Genomic DNA, 20,392 nt, shown 5'->3' on the forward strand with positions numbered 1-20,392 from the left:
TGGTGATCAAGGACCGCTCTTCGATACCCATCCTCCTCACACAGTTCAAAGACCAAGCAAGTGGGGTGAGGAGCGGCCCCGGCCGATTTCAAAGATCCCCATCAGGTGGGCCCGGTTGATTGTCGAGTCGACCGAGACCGTCCAGTCGATCCCGTTGATCGAGTCCGCCCGGGCGGTCAACTGGGCCAGAACCGTGTCCCAGGTGCCGTCAGTCGCCCACCTGCGATGGCGCTTCGATACCGTCTGCCAGGGACCGAATGCTTCGCGGGGCAGATCTCTCCAGGGGATGCCGGTGCGGTATCGGTAGATGATCCCTTCGAGTCCACCGTGCGCCAGGCAATCCCCGACCACGCCGACCAGATCCTGGCTGATCCTGTCTGGGCCCGCCCTCACCACCACGCTCGCCCGCGCCGAGACCGCCGGCCACAATCCCCGTCAACTCCTGAGCGAGGTTGCCGCCGAGCGTGAACTCGCCACCGCGGACTCACCGGCACAGGTCCTGGTGTGGCGGATCACCGCCCAGCCGAACAAGCGCATGCAAGGAGCGCGCAGGCGAAGCACCGTGAGTGCCACGTCCTTCGCCTCCGCACCTCAGCCCGCGCCCACGACAGTGCGCGAGCAGGGCAGCGATCGCAGCCAACGCCAAGCGCGTGGCGGACCACGCCATGGTCGGTGACATCGAGCCGTGAGCGGGCCTGCTTCAGCCCTGCCTGTGCTTGACCGAGGACAGCGCCACCACGAGTGCGTCCAGGTCTCCGGTGTAGACGATGACCTCTTCATCGGTGGCCGGGAGGTCGAATCGGGCGAAGAAGTCGTCAAGGGCTTCGGGGGTGACGGTGAGAGCGTTGGCGTCCTCGCGCTGGTTGCGCTCGGCGAGGCGTGCCAGCAGCTCTTCCCTGCCGGCAGGGAGGTAGACCACGACCGGGTGGCCGCCCGCTTCGCGGGCAGCCTCTCGCCAGGCGTCGCGATCTGGGAGCCGCCACAGCCCGTGGTCCAGGACGACGTCGTTCCCGGCCTCCAGCTCCTTGACGAACCGTGCCCGGACCGCCTCGACCACGGGCCGTTCGCGCTCGAAGTAGGTGTGCTCGGGATAGTCCACGCCGTATCGGCCGTGGAGGCGGTGCACCTCCTCGTCCACGGACAGTCGCGTGTAGCCGTGGTCGGCCAGGGCTTGGGCGACGGTGGTCTTCCCGGAGCCGGTAATGCCGGCCAGGAGAACGGCGAGGGGCACGCGGTCATCCCTTCCACGAGGAGCTGTGCGTGGGCGCCTTCATTGTCTCCCGTCTGGCTGGTGCGCGACGTGCGGTCGCCAGGCCGTGACGATGCTGCGGGCCTCGCTGGGCCAGTTGAACGGCATGCGGTCCAGACTCACCCGGCGGAAGGCGAACCGCGGATCGCTGGTGTTGATCACGCCGCCGTGCCGGCCGACGTGCGACAGGAGGCGGCCGGCCTCGTCGCGCACGGCCGGGGTCTCTTCCTGCCATGTGCCGGTCGAGAAGTGCTTGACCCGGCGGCGGAGGTCGTCCAGGACGCCCGAGCGCCACTTGAAGTGGTGAACCGCGCAGATGCGGTCGGCGTCCGGACGCTGCCCGGGGGCCCTGTGGTTGCCACCCGCCACGGTGACATCGTGGCGGGCGAGCACGATCTTGCGCGGGTCTCCGTGCAGGAGTCGGTGGGTGAGGTGCCCGCCGAGGGGATAGACGAGGTCCAGTCCGCCTTCGGGCCGCCAGCCGGTCAGGCGCCCGCTCGCGGAGATCCGGTCGAGCATCAGGCCGCCCACCACGCGGTGCCCGGACTTCTCGGCCTGGGCGATCACCTCACCCAGTGGGGCGGGGTACTGCTGGAACTCGTCAGCATCGGCGAGCAGGTGCCAACCCGGCCCGGCCCGGTGCCGCAGGGCGTCTCTGAGCTGGGTGTTGGTGCGCTCATGCCACGGGCCGGTGCTGGTGCCGGTGGGGATGATGCCCAGTTCGCGGCTGGCGGCCTGGAGTTCGTGCCGCTGCTGGTCGGGCACGTGCTCGGGGAAGTGGAAGGCGATCAGGAATCGCTCGACGCCCAGCCACCGGTAGTGGCGGACCCAGGCGGTCAGCAGCGCGGTTTCTACGGGGCCGACGACGGCGATCAGCGCGGGAGGGGTGCTCAGCATCGTGACTCCTTCGTACACAGTGAAGTGAAGGTTCGGGTGAGGAAGTCGGCCTGCTCGGCGGCCGACCGCATCCCCAGCAGGCCGGGAGCTTCGGGGCCGGGCAGCGGAGGTGGCTGGCGGATGACGCTATGCAGGGCTTCGGCGAGGGCGGCCGGGTCGCCGGCGGGGAACGTCAGGGCCCAGGGCCGGCTGCGAAGGCGGGCGGTGAGGGCGGGGTCGTGGTCGGAGACGATGAGGGGAACCCCGAGGCGGGCGGCATCCATGACGAGCCCCGACTCCTTTCCGGTCCCGCGGTGGCGGGTGACGAGGGCGGCGTCGGCAGCGGCGTACACGAGCCGCAGTACGGCTTCGCTGACCGGGCCGGCCACGGTGTGCACCCACAGGCCGGGTTGGGCCCGCCACCGCTGGAGGAGGGCTTCGTCGAGGGGGAAACCGGTGACCACCAGGTGCAGGGGCTCCTTGAGCCGGGACAGGACGGCGTCGATGACGGCGATGTCCTTGTAGGGCCACCACCCGCCCACCAGGCACACCACGGCCTCGGAGGAGGGGACGTCGAACGCGGCACGGCCGCCCTCGCGTTCGCCTGCGGTCAGGCGGTGGCCGTCGTCGACCGCGAAACCGCCGACCACGGCGGGCAGGCGGGGGAAGGCCGCGGCGAACTGGTCGGCGACGGCCTGTGTCGGATACACCGCGATCACCCGCCCTTCGCCCCGGCGGGCGAGCCGGCCGAGCAGTCGCACGACGGCATCCTCGTCGGTGACCGCCTCGTGGACGAACCGCAGGTGCGGCTGATCGCCCAGGAGGGCGGCGGCTCCGTGCAGAGCCTCGCTCGCGGTCCGGATCACCACCGCGTCGGCGCGGGACTCCAGCCGACGCGCGGTCCGCAACGCTGCCCCTTCTGTGAGGCAGCGGGCGATGAGGGTGACCTGGTGCGGCAACCGCCGCATCCGGCGGGGCCAGCGGCGCGACCGGAGCAATCGCTGTCCGGTCGCGGAGATGCTGGCTGCCAGTCGGGAGGCGGCCAGCAGGACGCGCGCCTGGTGCCCGGACGGTCCGGTGACCAACCGGGCCCCCGCCTCACGCAGGGCGTCGACCGTCTCGGTGGCAATCCCGTGCGGGGCGATTACCAGACTGCCGGGTCGAACCCTGGCGAGGGCTACCAGCGTGCGCTGGTGATGCCCGCCCAGGCGGTTCGCGTACGGCTCGATGAGCACGAGCGGGCCGGTCATCCGGCCACCGCCTGGTCTCCGTGGGCGGTGGTGAACCTTGCCCGCAGCCAGGCAGGGTCGTTGAGATGGCCGAACCGCTGCGGGGCGCAGGCGGCTTCGCGGGCGAAAGCGACGCCATCCCGGGCTCCGGCGGCCGCGTAGGCGGCGAACTCGCCGCTGTGACGGGTCGTCCACGCCTCCATCCGCCGGCGGGCGTCGTCGTCGGCCATCCCGTACTCGCTGCCGCGGGCGAGCATCGCGCACTCGCGGAAACCGGCCTTCCACGCGTGGAAGGGGCTCTGGTTGAACCTCGTGATCCCCGCGGTCTGCTGGGCGAACTCGATCCGTCCGGGCAGGGCGGCGAGCACATCCACGGCCTCGCCCATCTCGCGCAGGGCACTGCGGCGGATGAGCTTGAGCCCGCCGTAGCCGTAGGTCAAACCGTTGACCGGGTTGACCGCCCGCCACACCCGCATCGACGCGCCCTCGTCCAGCGGCTCCACCGAGGCGGGGTCGAAGCCGGTGTCGATGGCGAAGTCCCCGTCGGCTAGGAAGAACTGCTCGTGGTCGACGACCTCGGCACACAGACGGTAGGCCCGGCGCATCCCGTGTACGCCGTGCAGGCGTTTGACCGCCGCGCCGAGCGTGCGCTGGAGCCGGGAGTGCAGAGAGGTGGCCATCGGCTCGTCGTACGAGAGGAGAACCGCGTCGAAGCTGTTCACGAGACGGCCTCCAGGTAGCGGGCCGCGATCAGGGTCGGGGTGAAGTCGGCGGTGGAGGCGTGGGGCCCGCTTGGCGTGCAGAGCATGGAATTCGGCGTCCGTGGCGAGCCGCTCGGCCAAGGCGACGGCCTCGGCCGGGGTGGTGAAGCACAGCTCGGGGTCGATGTGCTCGGCGAGCCAGCCAAGGCGGGGCGAGATGACCGGAAGGCCCACGCCCTGGCAGTCGATCACGCTCATCGACCAGGGGCAGCCCGGCCGGAACGGGGCGATGCCGAAGTGCGCGCCGGCCAGGAGGTCCTTGTAGCGGACGCGATCGCCCCGGTCGGAGACGACCTGCACGTGCGGCAGGGCGGCGAGCTGGTCACGCATCTTCTCGGGGCTGTCGTCCAGGCCCTTGCGCTCCGCCCGGCGCTGGCCGAACAGGTCCATGACCCGCAGCCTGACGGTGCCGGACGCGACCAGGTCGCGGGCCAGGTCCACGAACTGCCCGGTGCCGTAGTGCGCGTACAGCCGATGGTTGTAAACGCCGATCCCCTCGACGCCGGAAGCGGGCTGCGTGGTGGCGGGGTCGCGTACCAGACGCTCGTCACGCGGGGCGGGCACCACTCGCAGCTTCCCGCCGAGGTCCAGAGTGGTCCGGGCGGCTGCCGCCGACACCCAGGACGCGGCCGTGGAGGAGTGGACCAGCACCCGGTCACAGGCGGCCAGTCCGGCAGCGAACGCCAGCAGTACCGGCCGCCCAAGCGCCGCGTCGTTCAGGGACGGGTCGAGTTGGAGCTGGCCGCCGCCCGTGAAGGAGAACGGCAGGTAGTGGCAGTAGCCGGCCAGTAGGGCGTTGGATCCGGCCTCCAGTAAGGCCGTGCGGATCGCCGGGGCCTCCTCGATCTGATTGGCCACGACCACGTCGGGCTTCTCCGCCCGGATCAGTGCCACCAGTTCGTCGATGTCCGCGGAGAAGCGGGCCCGGTACTTCGTCCCCGGCACCTTCGTCTGATGGAATCCGCAGCGTGCATCCCCGGCCGGAGCCGGGGCCGCGACCGTCACCTCCGCTCCGGCATCCGCCAGCGCAGGGGCAAGCAGGTCCGCGAAGATCCACCCTGAGTCGGCCGAAAGCCGGTCGGGGTTGGAGATGTTGAGCAAGTAGAGCACGCGCATGGTGCTTCGCCTCCTTCATCCGCCCGGGGGTCGATCCGGGGCAGTAAGGGAAGGAAAGCGGCGACGCAGGCCGTGACGGGATGGTGAACTTGGATCACTCACGGTTCATTCATGCTCACCAACGATGACGCGGGGCTTCGATGGAAGCGCAAGGCGAGGAGATCACCGCCGAGCAGGCGGCCGAGGACTACGCAGCCGAGGTGGCGCGCTGGCGGGAAGTACGCGGCATGTCCAAGAGGGCGTTGGCGCTGGCCATGGGCTTCGACCCGTCTTACGTCAGCCACGTGGAGTCGGGCCGCCACAAGCCCAGCGAGGAGTTCTCACGTCTCGCCGATGAGGCACTGAACGCCGGGAAGGCGATCTGGAGACGCTGGTGCGACTACGAGCAGGCAAAGGCCCGTACCCGGCGGCCGGCAGCGCCGCCGCCCTCCCAGCGCGGGCCCGAACAGCCGTATGCGACCGGATCGGCCCTCGTCGTCGAACACGACGCGGCACGGCTCCAGTACGACGGCACCTCGTACCGGCTGACCATGCGCCGACGGCTGCGGAACACGGGCGAGGAGCCGGTGACCCGCTACCTGATCCGTATCTCCGTGGACCGCTACCCCGGCGACCCTGAGCAGTCGAACGCGCACTACCGAGCCCACCCGCTGACCTGGGACGAACTCGACCTCACCGCCACCTGCCGTGGCGAGGCGATGCGGTGGCAGGCCAAGCACGACCGCGATGCCTTCAAGGAGGTGTGGCTGCTGTTCGACAACGAACACGGCCGCTTCCCCCTCTACCCCGGCGAGTCCGTGTGGATCGAGTACGCCTACACCGTCGGCGATGACAAGTGGGGCAACTGGTTCCAGCGAGCCGTCCGCCTGCCCACCGAACAACTCGAAGTCCAGCTCGCCTTCCCCGCCACCCTCGACCCCGTCGTGTGGGGCACCGAGACCTCCATGACAGCCGAAGCCTCCCCGCTGCGAACCCCTCCCGTCCGCAGCGACGACGGTGAACTACGGCAATTCACATGGATCACGACTACACCCGCCCTGCACGCTCGGTACCGTCTTGAGTGGCGGTTTCGGGCACGGACCGAACGCGACTCAGATCAAGGGGAGTTCAGGTGATTGACGTGCGGCCCAGCCAGCAGATGCGAGACCTCGGCGTCGTCCAACACGGTGCCGGCATCCTCACCGAACCGGCCCGAGCCTTCGACCTGCCCGCCGAACGTGACGAGGCAGAACGCATCACGGACGAGCTCTTCGCTGCCATGGAACGGATCGGCCAGGTCCACCCCTTCGCCAAGGGAATGGGTATCGCGGCTCCGCAGATCGGTATCGCACGCGCAGCTGCGGTCGTCCAACCGCCCGGTGGCGGTCCCGCCACCATCCTGCTCAACCCGCGTGTCACCGCGCGCTCCGGTCAGATGGATGAGCAATACGAGGGTTGCCTGAGCTTCTTCGACGTCCGCGGCCTCGTCCCCCGCCCACTGGAGATCACAGTGGAAGCCACCGCCCTGACCGGCGAGATCACGACCACCCTCTACGAACGCGGCCTCGCCCGCCTCATCCATCACGAGGTCGACCACCTCGACGGGCTGCTGTACACCGCTCGCATGCGGACTGGCGTCGAAACAATCCCCGTGGAGGAGTACCGCCAGACCGGCCGAACCTGGGTCTACGACGGCGCCTGACCCCTTTCCCTGTGCCCTCGCGGACACATCCAGGGCACAACATGCCGGGCCAGCTTCACGCCACTAGAGTGACCGCCAGGCACGCCGATGTGAGTAACTCCTGGGGGTACAGATGGACTTAGCGTTCTCTGAGCTGGCGCTGGCAGCACTGGGCGGAGTCAGCGGAAGCCTGAGTGAGGCTGTCGTGTCAGATCTCTGGCGGCGCCTACGGAACCGCTTTTCCAGCGACGACCGGACCGTTGCCGTACTGGAGGGGCAAGGCGCAGACGATCCGGATGCTGTCGCCGTCCTGAGCGAGGCGCTGCGTCGCGAGGCCGCAGCTGACCCGGAATTCCGGTGCGAGCTGGAAGACTTGCAGTCTCGCCTGGTCCGGCCGGCAGGCAGCACCATCAACACCGTGTGCGACTCCAATGGCCTGAACGCACCTGGAGCGACGTTCAACGGCGCGATCGACATGTCCTTTGGCCGGTCCGAGCAGGGGCAGTGACTGCAAACCTGCCCGACCCTGCTCGGGACACGACGGCGAACAGCGTGATCGGCTCGACGGGCCTGAACGCCCCGGGGGCGGACCTTCGCGGCGCCATCATCAACATGGAGATGAGTCTCACCACCCCCACCCCCCAGGAACTGCTCGCACTGGGGTCGGTGGAGGCTCCCTACGGCAGGCTCCCGGAGGCCGTGCTGGGCCGGGACGAAACCCTCTCAGCCCTCGCGCAGGCCAAGCGGGCGGAGCACCCGCGTATCCAAGTCCTGTCCGGAATGGGCGGGGTGGGGAAGACGACGGTTGCCCTGAGCACAGCTCAGCGGGCCAAGGAGGCCAGCGTCGAGGTCTTCTGGATCCAGGCTGGATCCGCAGCGGCTGTGGCTGACGGGATGCGCCACGCGGCCCTCCTCGCCGGGGCTCCGGCCGAGCACGTCGCCCATGCGTGGGAGAAGGGTGGACGGCCCGCGGCCGACCTGGTGTGGCGCCATCTGGTGACCCTGGACCGCCCGTGGCTGCTCATCTTCGACGATGCCGATGATCTCGACATGCTGTCCTGCCCGGGTGCTGCACTGGCCGACGCCACGGGCTGGGCCAGGCCCCCGGTCGGCGGCTCACAGGGCGTCCTAGTCACCACGCGCGACGGCAACGAGCGATCCTGGGGCAGCCGGATCGCGCACTTCCACCGACTTGCGGTTCTGGAACTCGAATCCGCGGGCCGAGTCCTCGGGGAACTGGCTCCGGAGGCGGGTGACACGGACTCCGCCGCGGCCCTGGCGGACCGGCTGGGGTCCTTGCCGCTCGCGTTGCACTTGGCGGGCACGTACCTGCGCATGGCGCACGGCGATCCACTGGCCGAAGCAGAGACTTTCACCGAGTACATCGACGCGCTCGGGGATTCTCCGTTGCTTCTGGACGACGCCACGGAGGGCGTGCAAGGCGATCTACGCAGTGAGGAGGAGCGGACCCGCCGGACCATTGCCGGCACGTGGGAGCTGTCCCTCTCCCTCCTCGAACGACAGGGCACGGCGCACGTCCGTGGCTTATTGCAGCTGCTGTCCTGCTTTGCTCCGACCGCATCCCTGCCGAACGCCTTGCTCGATCCGTCCACGGTCGCGGCTCTGGAGATGTGGCCCGCGAACGTTCAGCCTCGGGCAGTCAGAACGGCCCTGAGTGGCCTCGGCAGGTTCGGCCTCATTGGGGTCGACACGCATTCGACGGAACCCGCGTACCAGATCCACCGGCTCGTGGCTGAGGTGTCGGTCGCTCCGCTCCTCGCGGAGCCCGGGGACTACCGAGAGGTGTGGGACTCGGCAGCGGATCTGCTTGTGGCAGCCACCCCGTACCTGGAGAATCCGCGGGACCCGAGTCCCTGGCCGGCGTGGCAGGGACTCATCCCGCACTGGTTGGTCATGATGCGCCGGTTGCCGCGATGGGGTACCGCTGCTGACGACCGTCTCAACGGCGTGTTGATCGGTGCTGGGGTCGCCGTTTCCCATCTGCACTTCCGGGGCGACTACGCAGGGGCCTGCGAACTGGCGGACGAAGCGTTGAAGCGTGCCGATTCCGCGGAAGCTGCCCCCTGGATCGGGGTGAACATTCGCAGGCACCGAGCGATCGCGGTCAAGGAGATGGGCGATCTGAAGGCGGCTGAGTCCGAACTCGACCGCATTGTGGAGGAGTGCGTCAGGAAGTTCGGGGCGGCCGATCCCACCACCCTGTCCGTGCGCTATCAACGAGCGAGGGCGGCATGTCAGCGAGGAAAGCTCAAGGAGGCGGAACACGAGTACGACGAGGTGATCCGCCATGAGACCCGGCTGTTCGGCGCGGGGGCAGCCACTACTCTGCGCTCACGGCACGCTCGTGCGATCTGCATCAGGAGCATGGGGCGCCTTGACGAAGCGGCGGACGAGGGTAGACAGGTACTGGAAGGGCTGCGGGCCGAGCTAGGTGAGAAGCACCCCGATGTCCTCGAAGCCCAGCACGAATTCGCGATCTCGCTGCGCGACCAAGGCGAGAACGCGCGCGCCGAGGAGGTCTTCCAGCAAGTTCTCGAACTTGAAACAGAGGTTCTCGGAGTCGAGCACCCCTCCACGCTGACCACTCGGGCGAACCTGGCCACCACGCTCATCCTGCGTCAGCAGTTCACTGCGGCGGAAGCTGAGATCCGGGCGGTGCTTGACGCGCGGACACGCATCCTGGGGTCCGATCATCCCGAGACGCTCGATGCACGCCACAACCTAGCCGTACTGCTCACGCGGCAAGGGGAACTCGATGCGAAGAGCGCTGCGGCGCTCTTCGCGGAACTCACCGATGCGCAGAAGAAACAACTCATCGACGACCACCCCAACGTGCTAGCAGGTCGCGAGAGTCATGCTGCGGCACTGCGCTCCCTGGGTGAACTGACTCAGTCGGAATCGGAGTACAGGTCGATTCTGGACGCAGCGACCGCGCGCCACGGGGGGCAACACACGGTCACGCTCAATGCCCGCTTCGAGTGGGCGATGGCCTTGGGACGAGTCGGGCGAACGGACGACGCGGTGTCCGAGATGCGCACGGTCCTCGCTCTTCAGGAGCGTGTGTTCGGCAGCTCGCACCGTAACGTTGCCAGTGTTCGGGCGTCGCTGGGCGCGCTCCTGCTGCAACAGGGAAGCCTCGCCGAGGCAGAGGAGCAGTTGTGGCAGGCGCTAACCGCCCTACCGGGAGACGAAGGGGCGTGCCTGGACGTCCAGCACGATCTGGCAGCAGTATTGCTCGCACGCGGAAGGCTGCAGGAGGCGATCCATCAGCTGCGGGAGATCGTCGATGAGGAACGGCGGAGGTTGGGACCCGCACATCCCGACACGATCACCGCCCGCAATACTCTTGGCGCAGCGCTGAAAGACTTCGGGCGCCTCGACGAGGCAGCCGGCGTCTACCGCGAAGCGCTTAGGGACGCGGATGACAAGCACTCCGACGATCAGCCCCTGATACTGGTGCTACGCCACAACCTAGCTGTCGCCATGCGCATGCAAGGCGAGCTCGACGAAGCGGAGAAGGAGCACTCAGCGATCCTGGAGATCCAGGAACGCAGGCACGGGACTGAGCATCCCGAGACGCTCGCCACGCGGCTGTCCCTCGCCCGCATTCTGGATGACAGGGGAGCCGCCGGCGAAGCTGAGGAGGCATACAGGGAAATCCTGTCGGCATGTACTCGTGTCATGGGCCCCGATCATCCACAGACCTTGTCCGTCCAGGGGAACTTAGCTTTCCTGCTGTCCGCTCAACGGCGCTGTCCCGAAGCGGAAGTGGAATACCGTGACGCGCTGGACAAATGCCTGAACATCCTCGGAGAGGATCATCCCGATACGCTGACGATGAACCATAATCTGGCCAAGGTGCTGGGGCGCCAAGGAAATCTCGCTGAGGCCATTGCTCGCTTCCGTGACGTCATGGAGCGTCGGGTACGCACGCTGGGGCCGGACCATCGCGACACGCTGGCAGCACGCAGGAGCCTCGGCGAGGTCCTGAGCATGGCGGGACGACCGGCAGAAAGTGCTGATCAGCTCAAGGAAATAGTGGAAGGCTGGTCACGTACGCGCGGTGCGGACCACGACTCGGTCTGGGACTTGGGCTACCGACGAGCCCAGCTGTTGTGGGAGGCGGGACAGCCGCGTACAGCGCAGGCCGAGCTCGAAGCGCTACTGGACCGCGCCTTGGAAGCCCGACCAGATGGTGATCCGCGCATCATCGCGCTGCAACGGGTGCTGATGGCCGTACGTGCCGACGATGGCACCTCTTAGCGCTAGCCAGCCGCTATGCACTCCAATTGGATCACTGAATTATAGGGCGGGTCAGTGACCTGCAGCAGAGATCTCCGCAGGTCACTGACCGCCCCTTGCTAGTGGGCTAAAAGGCAACGATTCGCGAGGGTGTCCGCCGGCTTGACCAGCTGATGTGCAACGGCCTCGAAGCATTGCCAAACCAGTGAGGCCGTTACCCGGATCTGAGTAACGGCCTCACTGGTCAACCTGACATCACGTCAGGGAACTGGCCGGGCGGTGCACAAGGCGGCGGAAAACAGCTGGGAACCACGAGAACTCACGAGAAGAGTTTTCGCAGGTCACAGCGAGCTTTCCATGCATTCGCCCAGGTCACCCGACCCCGCCCCTTAGATGTCGAAGTACAGCTCGAACTCGTGCGGGTGCGGGCGGAGCTGGATCGGGGCGATCTCGTGGGTGCGCTTGTAGTCGATCCAGGTCTCGATCAGGTCGGAGGTGAAGACGCCGCCCTGCTGGAGGTACTCGTTGTCGGCCTCGAGGGCGTCGAGGACGGCCGGGAGGGAGGTGGGGACCTGGGGGACGCCCGCGTGCTCCTCGGGGGCGAGCTCGTAGAGGTCCTTGTCGATCGGCTCGGCCGGCTCGATCTTGTTCTTGACGCCGTCCAGGCCCGCGAGGAGGAGGGCGGAGAACGCGAGGTACGGGTTCGAGGACGGGTCCGGGGCGCGGAACTCGACGCGCTTGGCCTTGGGGTTCGAGCCCGTGATCGGGATACGCATGGCCGCGGAGCGGTTGCGCTGCGAGTAGACCAGGTTGACCGGGGCCTCGAAGCCGGGGACCAGGCGGTGGTAGGAGTTCACCGTCGGGTTGGTGAAGGCCAGCAGCGACGGGGCGTGCTTGAGGATGCCGCCGATGTAGTAGCGGGCGGTGTCCGAGAGGCCCGCGTAGCCCTGCTCGTCGTAGAAGAGCGGGTTGCCGCCCTGCCACAGCGACTGGTGGACGTGCATGCCGGAGCCGTTGTCACCGAAGATCGGCTTGGGCATGAAGGTCGCGGTCTTGCCGTTGCGCCAGGCGACGTTCTTGACGATGTACTTGAACAGCATCAGGTCGTCGGCCGCGGCGAGCAGCGTGTTGAACTTGTAGTTGATCTCCGCCTGGCCGGCGGTGCCGACCTCGTGGTGCTGGCGCTCGACCTGCAGGCCGGCCTTGTCCAGCTCCAGGGAGATCTCCGCACGCAGGTCGGCGAAGTGGTCGACCGGCGGGGCCGGGAAGTAGCCGCCCTTGTAGCGGACCTTGTAGCCGCGGTTGTTCTCCTCCGACCCGGTGTTCCAGGCGCCGGCCTCGGAGTCGATGTGGTAGAAGGACTGGTTCGACGAGGTCTCGAAGCGGACGCTGTCGAAGACGTAGAACTCGGCCTCCGGGCCGAAGAACGCGGTGTCCGCGATGCCGGTGGAGGCGAGGTAGGCCTCGGCCTTCTTGGCGATGTTGCGCGGGTCGCGGCTGTACTGCTCGCCGGTGATCGGGTCGTGGATGAAGAAGTTGATGTTGACGGTCTTGTCGCGGCGGAACGGGTCCACACGAGCCGTCGACAGGTCCGCGCGCAGCGCCATGTCGGACTCGTGAATGGCCTGGAAGCCGCGGATCGAGGAACCGTCGAAGGCGAGTTCCTCGGTCGGGTCGAACGCCTTTGCCGGGATCGTGAAGTGCTGCATCACACCGGGCAGGTCGCAGAATCGGACGTCGACGAACTTGACGTCCTCGTCCGCGATGAACTTCTTGGCCTCGTCGGCGTTCTGGAACATCCAACTCCTCCTAGCCCGGTCACCGGTCGGCGGACGCGGGATTGCTACTCGGAACGCGACCATGTGCGGTGGCGCGTTGCCCGACCATAGGCAGGCGGGATTTCCCAAGCATGACCCATTTGTTTCGCCGAGGTTAACCGGCGCGCGGCCGCCTTTCACCCCCAGTGTGCGCCAAGAAGGGGCATTCCGGACCGGGCGGAGCGCCGCATTCCGCGGCCGCCCGCGGGGTCGTCAGGCCGTCCCGCCGGCCGCTCCCGGGCCCCGCCCCGCCGGCCGCTCCCGGGCCCGGCCCGCGGGCCCCCCGGCCCTCCCGCGGTGGCCCTCCGGGAATCGAACGCGGGGGTCGCAGTACCGTGGTCGGGTGGACAACAGGCATGCAATCGGATCGTGGATCTCCGGGCCCCGCGCGGCCGCCGAGGACATGGGCGTCGAGTTCGGATACCGCGGGCAGCAGCTCGGGCTGCCGAAGGAGGGGCCGGGCTCCGTCGCGCGCCCCGGCCGGCGCTTCGCCGCGCTCTTCATCGACTGGACGCTGTGCCTGCTCATCGCATACGGCCTGCTCAGCGGCGGCCGGGCGCAGTCGGCGAGCAACTGGACGCTGCTGGTCTTCACGGTGCTCAGCGTGCTGACGGTCGGCACGGTCGGCTTCACCCCGGGCAAGCGGCTCCTGGGGCTGCGGGTGGTCGCCGAGGGCGGCGGCCGGATCACCCTGCCGCGGGTCGTCGTCCGCACGGTGCTGCTCGTCTTGGTCATCCCCGCGGTGGTGTGGGACCGGGACGGGCGGGGGCTGCACGACCGCCTGTCGCGCGCCGTGCAGGTCCGTCTGTGAGGGAGCGGCTGTGATGACGGGGCGGCTGTGATGACGGGGCGGCTGTGAGTGTCCGTCCGTGAGCGTCCGTCTGTGACCGGCGGCCCGTGCGTCACCCCAGGAGAGTCTTCATGAGCTGTCCGTGAGCCGCCCGTGAGTCGCCCGTGAGCCGCCCGTGAGCCGTGCAGGGGGCGCCCAGAAGCCACCTGTGAGGCCGTGGCAAGGAGTGGGGCCCGGGATCGACGAGCCCGCGGTCGCCGTCCGCGCCACCGCCCCCGTGCGCACCGCACCGCCACCGCCCCGTCGCATACGAAACGCCCCGGAAGCACGCTTCCGGGGCGTTGTCGTGGGACCGGGGCGGTCAGCGCGTCTTGCCGCCGCCCTTGGGCATGCGCATGCCCTTCGGCATGGGGCCCTTCGGGACCGGCATGTTGCTCATCAGGTCGCCCAGCGCCTTGAGCCGGTCGTTGACGGCCGTCACCTGCGCGCCGGGCAGCACCCGCGGCAGCTTCAGCAGCGTCGTGCGGAGCTTCTTCAACGGCACCTGGCCCTCGCCGTCGCCCACGATGATGTCGTGGACCGGGGCGTCGGCGACGGTGCGCGCCATCCGCTTCTTCTCGGCGGCCAGCAGGCCGCGGAGGCGGTTGGGGTTGCCCTCGCCGACCAGCACGATGCCGGCCTTGCCGACAGCGCGGTGGACGACGTCCTGGCTGCGGTTCATGGCCACCGCGGGGGTGACAGTCCAGCCGCGGCCGACGTTCTCCAGCACGGCCGCCGCCGCACCGGGCTGGCCTTCCATCTGCCCGAAGGCAGCCCGCTCGGCACGCCGTCCGAAGACGATCGCCATCGCGAGGAAGGCCAGGACGAAGCCCAGGATTCCCGCATAGATGGGATGGCCGATCACGAAGCCGATGGCAAGGAGAACGCCGAATACGACGATGCCTACACCAGCGACGACAAGACCGACCTTGGAGTCGACCCGACGGGTCATCTTGTAGGTCTGGGCGATCTGCTTCAGTCGCCCGGAGTTCTCAGCGCCGGCAGCGCCGTCTGTGTTTGCCTTCCTCGCCATACAGCGAAGTTTACGTGGCGTGCGGGCGCCTGGTCGCCGCGGCCTCCAGTACGTACTCGGCCTCGGAGCGGTCCTTGGCGCGGCGGCGGTCCTCCAGGACCGACGTCCAGGCATTGCGGCGGGCGGTGCGCTGCCCGCCGCGCATCAGCACGGCCTCGACGGCGCGCAGGGCGCCGGTGACCGTGGGGATGGGAAGGGCGGGGGTGGCGCGGAGCGGCGCGGCCTGCATGGTGGTGACTCCCTCTGATCTGTTCGGAGAAGCAGGGGTAGGTGCGGGAGCGGTGCGTGCATCCATCGTCACGGAAAGGTGTTACCAACGGATGACCTGCCGGTCAAACACCGATGAAACATTGACGCGGCCCCCACGCCCCCGTCATGGGGGAATGTGGGCCGCGTCCTCAGCATGTGCCACGATTCACAAGTTGGCGCGCCGGGAAACTCAAACCGCCTGACTGGACGCCTCGACCTCGCGCCGCTCGACGGCCTGCTGGTAAAGGCGGCCGGCGCGGTAGGAGGAGCGGACCAGCGGGCCGGACATCACGCCGGCGTAGCCGATCTCCTCGGCCTCCTCCTTGAGCTCCACGAACTCCGCCGGCTTGACCCACCGCTCGATGGGGTGGTGGCGCACGGAGGGGCGCAGGTACTGGGTGATCGTGATCAGCTCGCAGCCCGCGTCGTACAGGTCCTGGAGCGCCTGGCTGATCTCCTCGCGCTCCTCGCCCATGCCCAGGATGAGGTTGGACTTGGTGACCAGGCCGGCCTCGCGGGAGCGCGAGATGACGTCCAGCGAGCGCTCGTAGCGGAAGCCGGGGCGGATCCGCTTGAAGATGCGCGGGACCGTCTCGACGTTGTGGGCCAGCACCTCCGGGCGGGAGGAGAAGACCTCGGCGAGCTGCTCGGGGACCGCGTTGAAGTCGGGGATCAGCAGTTCGACGCCGGTGTCGGGCATCGAGGCGTGGATCTGGCGGACCGTCTCGGCGTAGAGCCAGGCGCCGCCGTCCTCCAGGTCGTCGCGCGCGACGCCGGTGATCGTGGCGTACTTCAGGCCCATGGTCTGCACGGACTCGGCGACCCGGCGCGGCTCGTCGCGGTCCAGCTCCTGCGGCTTGCCGGTGTCGATCTGGCAGAAGTCACAGCGGCGCGTGCACTGGTCACCACCGATGAGGAAGGTCGCCTCGCGGTCCTCCCAGCATTCGAAGATGTTGGGACAGCCCGCCTCCTGGCAGACCGTGTGCAGACCCTCGCTCTTGACCAGGCCCTGGAGATGGTTGTACTCGGGACCCATCTTCGCCCGGGTCTTGATCCACTCGGGCTTGCGCTCGATGGGGGTCTGGCTGTTCCGGACCTCCAGGCGCAACATCTTGCGTCCGTCGGGTGCGACTGCGGACACGACCGGCGCCCCTTTCTGCTTACGCGGCATTCGTTTCTGCGGCGTACACCAGGGTACGCCCGTTGATTCGCACGTCTTTACGCGCGTGGCAACCCCGTATGGCGGGGTGGCATTCCCGGAGGCCTCCGGCGTGCATGACCTGTACCTGCCCGACCGGTCCGCTCAGACCGCGCGGGGGAGGAGGTCGGCGCCCTCGAGGACGGCCCGCAGATGCTTCTCGACGACGGGCAGCACCTCGGCGATGGTGATCTCCCGGCCCAGCTCGTTGGCCAGCGAGGCGACGCCGGCATCGCGGATGCCGCACGGGACGATCTTGTCGAACGAGGTGTTGTCCGGATTCACATTGAGCGCGAAGCCGTGCATCGTGACGCCCTTGGCGACGCGGATGCCGATCGCGGCGAGCTTGCGGTCCTCGCGGCGCTGGCCGGCGTTGGACGGCGCGTATTCGGGACCGCTCAGCCGCGAGTCGAACAGCTCGTCCGTCACCCGGGGGTCGAAGTCGAGGTTCAGCCCGCCCAGGGCCGCCCGCTCCTCGGCCGCGGCGACGGCGTCGCCCAGCACCCACACACCGCTGCGGCCCTCGATCCGGGTGCCGGCCACGCCGAACTCGGCGCAGACCTGGATCAGCGCCTCTTCCAGGCGGCGCACATGGGCCACGACGTCCACCGGACGCGGCAGCTTCTGGATGGGGTAGCCCACCAGCTGGCCGGGCCCGTGCCAGGTGATCTTCCCGCCGCGGTCCACGTCGACGACCGGGGTCCCGTCCAGGGGGCGCTCGTCGTCGGCCGTACGCCGCCCCGCGGTGTACACGACCTGGTGCTCCAGCAGCAGACAGGTGTCGGGCACCTCGTCGGCGAACCGGGCGGCGTGCACCCGGCGCTGCTCCTGCCATGCCGCGGTGTATTCCACGGCCTCGGCGCCGAAGCCCAGATGCACAAAGCGCAGCCCCTCGGGTGCGGGGGTCTCCCCCCGGGAGATCGCAGTCACCGGCAGCTCCTCTTCGAACCTGTGTTGCGGTGTGCCGCAACGTTGATGCCACTTCGCGCCCATGCAACTGTACGGCCGCCCGTTCCTGATCCGGCAAGCGGCCGGTGTCCGGCCCATTCGCCCCTGCTCACACGATCGGATGAACGCGGGGCGCAGGCGGTGATCAGGGTCCCGAAGGCCGTTACATTCACGCCGTTCCACAAGGGCGATGAGCAATGCCGGAGCAGGGTCCGCCGGACCCGGCAGTGCGGCCCGGAAGGCAGGAGACCGGTAAAGCTGATGACGGAACGACCCCCGCACCACACGCCCAACCGCCAGCTCGCCGCGCTCATCGCCGAGGCGGGATTCTCCAATGCCGGCCTGGCCAGACGGGTTGACCAGCTCGGCATCGAGCACGGCCTCGACCTCCGCTACGACAAGACGTCGGTGACCCGCTGGCTGCGCGGCCAGCAGCCGCGCGGCACCACCCCCGCCCTGATCGCGGAGGTGTTCACCCGCCGGCTCGGCCGCCGGCTGTCCGCCCAGGACCTGGGCCTGGACGCCTGCGCGCCGGTGTACGCAGGGCTGGAGTTCGCCGCGACCCCCAGTGAGGCGGTGGACATCGTCAGCGGCCTGTGGCGCAAGGACTCCGGCAGCCATGCCGAGCTCCGCAAGATCGCCTTCACCCCGGCCGGGCTCGTGGTGCCCAGCCGCGACTGGCTGATCGGCCGCGCCGACGAGCGGGTCGCCCGGGGCGAGGCCGCCGACACCCCGGGCCGGGTACCCGCCCAGGGGGGGCGGGCCACGGTGCCGCGCCAGCGCCGCAACGACCAGGTCGACCGCACCCAGGGCTCCCGGGTCACCTCCGGGGACATCGCGGCGCTGCGCTCGGTCGGCGAGCTGTTCCGGGCGCTGGACCACGCCTACGGCGGCGGTCACGCCCGGCAGGCCCTGGTGCGCTATCTGGAGCACGAGGCCGAGCCGATGCTGCGCGGCTCCTACGGGGAGGCCACCGGCCGCCGGCTGTTCGCGGCCACCGCCGATCTGACCCGGCTGGCGGGCTGGACCTCGTACGACATCGCCGCCCACGGCCTGGCGCAGCGGTACTTCGTCCAGGCCCTGCGGCTGGCCCAGGCCGCCGGCGACCGGGCGTACGGGTCCTACGTCCTGGTGACGATGAGCCGGCAGGCCGTCTACCTGGGCCACGGCCGGGAGGCCGTCCAGCTGGCGCGGGTCGCCCAGCAGGGCATCGGCAGCAGCGCGCCGCCCGCCGTGCAGGCGCTGCTGCACTCCGCCGAGGCGCGCGGCCACGGTGTCCTGGGCGAGGTCCGGGCCTGCACGGCGGCGCTGGCCCGTGCCGAGCGCGCGCTGGAGACCGTCCGCCCGGGCGACGAGACCCCGTACTGGGCGCGCTTCTTCGACGAGGCACAGCTCGCCGACGAGCTGGCGCACTGCCACCGCGATCTCCAGCAGTACCGCGCGGCCTCCCAGCACGCCGAGCGCTCGCTCCAGCTGCGGGCGGCCGGGTTCGCGCGCAGCCGGCTCTTCTGCCGGGTGGTGCTGGCGACCGCGCGGCTGGGCCTGGGGGAGCTGGAGCAGGCCTGCACGCTGGGTGCCGAGGCGGCGCTCCAGGCCTCCGAGATGCGGTCCGTGCGGGCCCATGAGTACGTCAGGGAGTTCGAGCGCCGCCTGGAGCCCTACCGGGACGCCGCGGCGGTGCGGGGGTATCGCGAGCGGGTGGCGGCGCTGGGCTGAGGTGCCGGGCGCCGCCCCGGTCAGGCCGCCGTGGGCAGGGTGTCCGGTTCGGTGGTGAGGGCCGGCAGGCCGAAGTCCTGGAGGACGGCGCGGGCGGCGCGCCGTCCCGAGTTGAGGGCGCCCTGGAGGGTGCCGGTGTCGCGGTGGTCGCCGCAGACGTAGAGGCCGGCGAGCACCCGCACCGGGCGCTCCGGGTCGTGCGGGGCGGGCATCGCCGGTACCGCACAGGGATCGTGATGGGTCGTCAGCAGTTGTCGGTCGTCGGTGTGCGCACCGTGGATCCGGTCCAGCTGGGGCCCCACCGCCCGGTCGAGGACGGCCGGCGGCAGCGCCGCCGCGGCGCCGAGCACGACCGTGGTGAGCAGGGTGCGGCCCGGCGGCGTCCGGGACGGGTCGATGGCGCCGGCGGCGTAGGTGTACGCGACCGGGCCGTCCGTCGGCAGGATCAGCGTGGTCTCGCGGGCCGGCGCGCCGCGGCCCCAGGCGGCCGCCGCGGTGTGGTGCAGGACCGTCACCGGGTGGAAGGCGGGCACCCGCAGCCCCGGCAGCAGCTCGGCCGCGGCGCGGGCGCCGGTGGCCACCAGCACCGCCCGGCAGGGGACGGGGCCGTGTTCGGCGGTGTGCACACCGGTCGTGGAGACCGCGGTGACCCGTACGGAGGTGCGGACCGTGCCGGGCGGCAGGGCGGCGGCGAGGAGTTCGGGGACGGCGAAGGCGCCGCCGGCCGGCAGCCACAGCTGCCCCTCCGCATAGCCGCGCAGCGCGGCCGCGGCGCCCCGGCTGGAGCCGCGCAGCTGCGGATCGCACAGCAGGGCGCCCAGCAGGGGCCGCAGGAAGGCGTCATGGGTGCGGGGCGGGAAGGACGGGCGGCTCGCCAGGGCGTCGCGGATGGGGCGGTCGACGGCCGGGGCGGGAGCGGGGGGAGTGGCGTACGAGGGGGCGGCGCGTCCGGTGCGGGGGTCGAGGCGGCGCACCGTGCGGCGCTCCCTTTCCGGTGCGGCCCGCCCGTCGGTGGGACGGCCCTGCCGGCCGCCCGCCTGACGGTCCGTCCGGCGTTCCGTGCGGCGGTCGGCGCGCAAGAGGGCGCGCGCCGCCGAAAGTGCGCCCCTTGTGCTTCGGGGTGCGCTGATGCGCTGGATCCGTAGTCCGTGGTGGACGCTCAGGCCGGGCGCGAACGGACGCGGCGTCAGCGCGTCGAGCCCCGGGGTGCGGCGCAGCTCGGCGGCGGAGACGGCCAGCGGCCGGCCGCAGTGGTCCAGCCGGAACCCGTCGAGATGATCGGTGACGGACCGGCCGCCGATGTCCGGTGAGGCTTCCAGGACGGCGACGGACACCCCGGCGCCGGTCAGATGGCGGGCGGCGGCGAGTCCGGCCGGGCCGGCTCCCACAATGACGACGTCCACGGCCGATGCGGTACGCAGCACATGCCCCTCCCGAGGTCGGTCCCA

16 protein-coding genes and 2 pseudogenes are annotated in these 20,392 nt (G+C 69.9%); 7 read left to right on the forward strand and 11 right to left on the reverse strand.

The window, feature by feature from the left end:
* Positions 1-105: 105 nt before the first annotated feature.
* Positions 106-321 (reverse strand): annotated as a pseudogene (locus OIU81_RS26735) (transposase); the annotation flags it as partial.
* Between OIU81_RS26735 and OIU81_RS26740 the strand changes: the two are divergent.
* Positions 316-676, forward strand: a pseudogene (locus tag OIU81_RS26740) (relaxase/mobilization nuclease domain-containing protein); the annotation flags it as partial. The pseudogenes OIU81_RS26735 and OIU81_RS26740 overlap by 6 nt on opposite strands.
* Positions 677-700: 24 nt before the next feature.
* Here OIU81_RS26740 and OIU81_RS26745 read toward each other — a convergent pair.
* Genes OIU81_RS26745 through OIU81_RS26760 form a run of 4 tightly spaced genes read right to left on the reverse strand, consistent with a single transcriptional unit; the run spans position 701 to position 5,231 of the window.
* Positions 701-1,231 carry an AAA family ATPase gene (locus OIU81_RS26745; protein WP_329151761.1) on the reverse strand — a complete coding sequence of 177 codons (531 nt, stop codon included), beginning with the start codon at positions 1,229-1,231 and terminating at the stop codon, positions 701-703.
* A gap of 39 nt (positions 1,232-1,270) precedes the next feature.
* Positions 1,271-2,146, reverse strand: coding sequence for a glycosyltransferase family 2 protein (locus OIU81_RS26750; protein ID WP_329151762.1), 876 nt, complete (start codon positions 2,144-2,146; stop codon positions 1,271-1,273).
* Entirely contained in the window at positions 2,140-3,375 is a 1,236-nt protein-coding gene (locus tag OIU81_RS26755) for a glycosyltransferase (protein ID WP_329151765.1), read from the reverse strand. The genes OIU81_RS26750 and OIU81_RS26755 overlap by 7 nt, the downstream gene beginning before the upstream one ends.
* Positions 3,372-5,231 carry a glycosyltransferase gene (locus OIU81_RS26760; protein WP_329151766.1) on the reverse strand — a complete coding sequence of 620 codons (1,860 nt, stop codon included), beginning with the start codon at positions 5,229-5,231 and terminating at the stop codon, positions 3,372-3,374. Before OIU81_RS26760 ends, OIU81_RS26755 begins: the two co-directional genes overlap by 4 nt.
* A gap of 140 nt (positions 5,232-5,371) precedes the next feature.
* Here OIU81_RS26760 and OIU81_RS26765 point away from each other — a divergent pair, with 140 nt between their 5' ends.
* From OIU81_RS26765 to OIU81_RS26780, 4 genes are all read left to right on the forward strand, one after another.
* Positions 5,372-6,346, forward strand: a complete 975-nt coding sequence (locus tag OIU81_RS26765) for a helix-turn-helix domain-containing protein (protein ID WP_329151767.1) — start codon at positions 5,372-5,374, stop codon at positions 6,344-6,346.
* On the forward strand, positions 6,343-6,912 hold the full coding sequence (locus OIU81_RS26770; protein ID WP_329151770.1) for a peptide deformylase: 570 nt from the start codon (positions 6,343-6,345) through the stop codon (positions 6,910-6,912). The genes OIU81_RS26765 and OIU81_RS26770 overlap by 4 nt, the downstream gene beginning before the upstream one ends.
* 112 nt (positions 6,913-7,024) lie before the next feature.
* Positions 7,025-7,399 (forward strand): hypothetical protein, encoded by a 375-nt coding sequence (locus OIU81_RS26775; RefSeq protein WP_329151772.1) that lies wholly within the window; start codon positions 7,025-7,027, stop codon positions 7,397-7,399.
* A complete protein-coding gene (locus tag OIU81_RS26780; protein ID WP_329331181.1) occupies positions 7,396-11,175 on the forward strand; it encodes a tetratricopeptide repeat protein in 3,780 nt (1,259 codons plus the stop codon). Before OIU81_RS26775 ends, OIU81_RS26780 begins: the two co-directional genes overlap by 4 nt.
* A gap of 368 nt (positions 11,176-11,543) precedes the next feature.
* Here OIU81_RS26780 and glnA read toward each other — a convergent pair whose 3' ends face one another.
* Positions 11,544-12,953, reverse strand: a complete 1,410-nt coding sequence (glnA, locus tag OIU81_RS26785; protein WP_329151776.1) for a type I glutamate--ammonia ligase — start codon at positions 12,951-12,953, stop codon at positions 11,544-11,546.
* Positions 12,954-13,314: 361 nt separating this feature from the next.
* Here glnA and OIU81_RS26790 point away from each other — a divergent pair, with 361 nt between their 5' ends.
* A complete protein-coding gene (locus tag OIU81_RS26790) occupies positions 13,315-13,782 on the forward strand; it encodes an RDD family protein (RefSeq protein WP_329151777.1) in 468 nt (155 codons plus the stop codon).
* Positions 13,783-14,122: 340 nt separating this feature from the next.
* Here the strand turns inward: OIU81_RS26790 and OIU81_RS26795 are convergent, their stop codons facing one another.
* The 4 genes from OIU81_RS26795 to lipB all read right to left on the reverse strand — a co-directional run bounded on the left by OIU81_RS26795 (position 14,123) and on the right by lipB (position 17,210).
* On the reverse strand, positions 14,123-14,833 hold the full coding sequence (locus OIU81_RS26795) for a DUF4191 domain-containing protein (protein WP_329151779.1): 711 nt from the start codon (positions 14,831-14,833) through the stop codon (positions 14,123-14,125).
* Positions 14,834-14,843: 10 nt separating this feature from the next.
* Positions 14,844-15,062, reverse strand: coding sequence for an SCO2195 family GlnR-regulated protein (locus OIU81_RS26800; protein ID WP_329151781.1), 219 nt, complete (start codon positions 15,060-15,062; stop codon positions 14,844-14,846).
* A 210-nt stretch (positions 15,063-15,272) separates the two neighbouring features.
* Positions 15,273-16,223 (reverse strand): lipoyl synthase, encoded by a 951-nt coding sequence (gene lipA / locus OIU81_RS26805; RefSeq protein WP_329151782.1) that lies wholly within the window; start codon positions 16,221-16,223, stop codon positions 15,273-15,275.
* Positions 16,224-16,385: 162 nt separating this feature from the next.
* A complete protein-coding gene (lipB, locus tag OIU81_RS26810) occupies positions 16,386-17,210 on the reverse strand; it encodes a lipoyl(octanoyl) transferase LipB (protein WP_329151784.1) in 825 nt (274 codons plus the stop codon).
* Positions 17,211-17,489: 279 nt separating this feature from the next.
* Between lipB and OIU81_RS26815 the strand changes: the two genes are divergently transcribed.
* On the forward strand, positions 17,490-18,944 hold the full coding sequence (locus OIU81_RS26815) for a regulator (protein WP_329151785.1): 1,455 nt from the start codon (positions 17,490-17,492) through the stop codon (positions 18,942-18,944).
* Between the two features lie 20 nt (positions 18,945-18,964).
* Here OIU81_RS26815 and OIU81_RS26820 read toward each other — a convergent pair whose 3' ends face one another.
* The gene (locus OIU81_RS26820; RefSeq protein ID WP_329151786.1) at positions 18,965-20,368 is read right to left on the reverse strand and encodes an FAD-dependent oxidoreductase; all 1,404 of its coding nucleotides are present in this window, start codon (positions 20,366-20,368) and stop codon (positions 18,965-18,967) included.
* Positions 20,369-20,392 lie beyond the last annotated feature (24 nt).

Origin of the sequence: Streptomyces sp. NBC_01454 (assembly GCF_036227565.1) — a bacterium.
Taxonomy (GTDB): Bacteria; Actinomycetota; Actinomycetes; order Streptomycetales; family Streptomycetaceae; genus Streptomyces.